The organism is Roseicyclus sp. (assembly GCF_018402035.1).
GTDB lineage: Bacteria > Pseudomonadota > Alphaproteobacteria > Rhodobacterales > Rhodobacteraceae > Roseicyclus.
In genome coordinates this window covers 1-3,085 of sequence record NZ_JAGYJN010000044.1, presented here as the reverse complement: position 1 = coordinate 3,085, position 3,085 = coordinate 1, and the positions used below count along the sequence as shown (strand labels likewise).

Annotated in this window: 6 protein-coding genes; 2 read left to right on the top strand and 4 right to left on the bottom strand. The window is 51.3% G+C overall.

The window, feature by feature from the left end; genetic code table 11:
* On the bottom strand, nucleotides 1-212 hold a 212-nt coding region (locus KG698_RS14885), incomplete at its 3' end, for a hypothetical protein (protein ID WP_213686328.1).
* Between KG698_RS14885 and KG698_RS14880 the strand changes: the two genes are divergently transcribed.
* Nucleotides 211-852, top strand: coding sequence for a hypothetical protein (locus tag KG698_RS14880; protein WP_213686327.1), 642 nt, complete (start codon nucleotides 211-213; stop codon nucleotides 850-852). The genes KG698_RS14885 and KG698_RS14880 overlap by 2 nt on opposite strands.
* Before the next feature lie 36 nt (nucleotides 853-888).
* Here the strand turns inward: KG698_RS14880 and KG698_RS14875 are convergent, their stop codons facing one another.
* The 3 genes from KG698_RS14875 to KG698_RS14870 form a co-directional block, all read right to left on the bottom strand.
* On the bottom strand, nucleotides 889-1,251 hold the full coding sequence (locus KG698_RS14875; protein ID WP_213686326.1) for a hypothetical protein: 363 nt from the start codon (nucleotides 1,249-1,251) through the stop codon (nucleotides 889-891).
* Between the two features lie 66 nt (nucleotides 1,252-1,317).
* Nucleotides 1,318-1,440 carry a hypothetical protein gene (locus tag KG698_RS15735; protein WP_300984177.1) on the bottom strand — a complete coding sequence of 41 codons (123 nt, stop codon included), beginning with the start codon at nucleotides 1,438-1,440 and terminating at the stop codon, nucleotides 1,318-1,320.
* 32 nt (nucleotides 1,441-1,472) lie between these two features.
* Complete coding sequence (locus tag KG698_RS14870; protein ID WP_213686325.1) at nucleotides 1,473-1,793, bottom strand: DUF6626 family protein; 321 nt, start codon at nucleotides 1,791-1,793, stop codon at nucleotides 1,473-1,475.
* A gap of 742 nt (nucleotides 1,794-2,535) precedes the next feature.
* Here KG698_RS14870 and KG698_RS14865 point away from each other — a divergent pair.
* Nucleotides 2,536-3,085, top strand: a 550-nt coding sequence (locus KG698_RS14865; protein WP_213686324.1) for a site-specific integrase, incomplete at its 3' end; no start/stop codon positions are given.

Below are 3,085 nucleotides of genomic sequence, written 5' to 3'. Positions count from 1 at the left end.
AGCGGGGCTGATTGAGTAAATTGTTGCAGTGCTCGCCACAGGAGAAAAATGCACAGTTTTTCCACGCTTGGTTCTGCTTTAGCGCTTCGTCCCATTTTCTTTTGCGTGCCAATGGTTTTTACTGACTGCACTCCAAACCGAACCAATCCGTCCCTCCCAAACCGAACCAAACGACCAATCCCAAACCGCACCAAACAAAAAGCCTCTCGCATGTCCCAAAGTTCTGGCGTTAACAATAATCACAGCAAGCGTATAAAAAAGCTGCAGGAAATCCGTGAGAAATTGATCGCAGGCGAGGAGGTAGCCAATCGCCAGCTCAAGACATGGCTAGGCGCATACTTCGATGAGATAGCGCGGGACTGGGCTGAAGAGCAAGAAATGCGCCTCAAGTCTGAGGATAAACCTGAGACAATACGCGAGTATGAACGACGGCTAAAGCAAGCTGACTTTCAGCATGCGAAGGCTGAGAGTGCGTCTAGCCGAGGAAAGTCATACGCAGGTAAGTTTTACAACAAAACTGATCTCGCCTATGAACGTGCGCTTGAGCATCTACAAGAACAAGTAAGCTTGGACCCAAGCCTTGAGCTGTGGCTGGATCGCACACCGGATAACGGACCCGATACTGTCGGCACAAGTATTGATTTCCATGGCATACCGCGTGTGAGAACATCGCGCAGCATGCAAAACCAATCAGTTGCGTCTGTGACAGGACAAGTGCGCAGCAAACGCGATATCAAAATCGAAGTGGTTGATCGTGCCATCGAAGCACTCAGCGCAAAGCCATCTGAGATAAGCGCAGAAGAGAAATCCTCAAAGCTCAAAGATATGCTGAAGGGACTGAAACAAAGGTGAGGCAGAGATAAATGTCTTGCCCCACCTATAGTGTCTTTAGTCGCTATCTTTACGCCGAGCTTCTTCCGCAGCCCATGTCGCATCGTCGCTTTTTTCAATGATGCTCTTAAAGTCAGTGATCACTCGCTTAACGTCATCAATGGTATCGTTGGCATAGTGAGAAAAGTTCTGCACCGCTTTGTTGGCATAACGCACAGTAATCTTACGCTTGCCGTTCACAGCCTGCGGCGCCCACCAGTATTTGGTGCTCTTGCTGTTGAGTTCTGAGTTGGACTTATACTTGGCGAGTTCGTTGAGCATACGATCAGCCTGAGCCAATAGCTTGCCACGTGGATTGCTCGGCGCATCGCCAGAGCTATCATAGCCAAATTCTTTTAGGAGTTCTTCGAGTGTAGGCATAGTGGACCCCATAGATCAGAGACATGATCAATGTTCGCTAAAGCCAGTGCTATTTGTCAATAATATTCATTGTCGGTTTGATGCCGCTACTGCCTGCTGAGCCTTCTGCAGCTTGATCTGCTTTTTTTGCTGCTTGATGCGATCTTGCTGCTGCCGCAGTGCTTTGAGGCGCACATCCAGTGCATCCACACGTTCCACTAGTTGATTTCGACGTGCGTGTTTCAATGGATGCTGTGCCCCTGCCACTTGCTTTGTGCCGCCTTGCGCAGCTGATCCTCACACAGACGCTGTAACGCCTGTAGATTTTGCCCTGTATGCACCGAGTATGGGCGATCGCTGGCTAAGAATGCATCTGCATAGAACCCCAGCTTGTTGGCGCACACAGCCAGCGCATCAGCACTGGGCTGCAGACCTCGAAAGCGCAAAGTGCGCATATAACCCTCACCCCTGCACAGCCAGCGCTCACAAAAGTCTTGCTCGTTCTCAGCCAAGCCCTCAGCGATCACCAAGTTGCAGATGTTTTCAATGATCAGTTCTGACACCGATTTACCCTCCGTTGATAAATAAACATGTGATGCGGCTGGGATTAGTCGACCCAACGTATTTATCGACGACAGGCTCCGATGTGTTGAAAAACACTCCGCAGAAGCGAGCACAGGTAAAGCTGTAGACGCTGGAGGTGGATTGCCATGCAGTTGACGTCGAGCTGCCGGACCGACGCAAAGCCATCAAGGCGTCAAACAAATTGGATGGCAGGAGTGGGAATACAAGGCTCGAAAGAGAACCCCACGCCCGCGCCCGCAGTATGCCATAGCTGAGGGCGCAAAGGGTGCGTTGCGGAAAAGGTGGCACGTAAAGCTGACAGGGCAACCCCAGCTTCCTGTAGAAAGGTTGTGCTTATGGCAGACGGAGCAACTCGCATGATGCCGTCTATACCAAGGCTACGGATAGCCTTGGTATGACATCACAATCTGTATGATCAGTCGTCATAAGAAATCATTCTCCATCAAATCAATCATGAGAACATGCTTCGAGGCATTGTCGATGGCGCAGAGCGACAGAAGACAATGATGATGAGGCACTTGGGCTTAGCCCAAGGTTGAACCTGACTGCACTGTGACAATGAACAGCCATGGGCAAAATCTCATAGAATAACTATTCTTTGGGATCATAGGCTAAGTCGTTGAGATCATAGAGGCAGAAGCCCTGCCTAGTTTCGGTCGTCCAGCCAATACCTCATCGCGTAAACTGCATGCATGACATCGATGGGGTTTGGAGGCAGGGATGCGGCAAGCACGGATCGTAACAGAGGCAGAGCAAAGGCGGATCAACAGCTATCTCAGCACACGCCGACATGCGCTGCGCGACCAGACCATTTTTGCCATCAGCTTCAATGCTGGGCTGCGTGCCATGGAGATCGCTGCGCTGACTGTTGCTGATGCATACACAGATACAGGCGCTGTGCGCGATGTCATATATCTGCGCACCACCAAAGGGGGATCGCCACGCCGTGTGTTTGTAAACCGGAGGCTGCACGCGGCGCTGCTGCGCTATCATGCCAGCCTAAGCGTAGAAAAACCCTGCGCTGCCCTATTCCCCAGTCAAAAGGGTGGGCACTTCTCAGGCAACACCATGTGTCAGCTGTTTTTGGAGGTCTATGCTGCGTGTAGGATCGATGGTGCCAGCAGCCACAGCGGCAGACGCACGATGATCACACGCTTGGCGGATCAAGGCATCAGTGTGCATGTTTTGGCGGCAATTGCTGGGCATAGAAACATTGCCACCACACAACGCTACCTAACTGTGAATGATGCAATGATCGCACGTGCAGTGG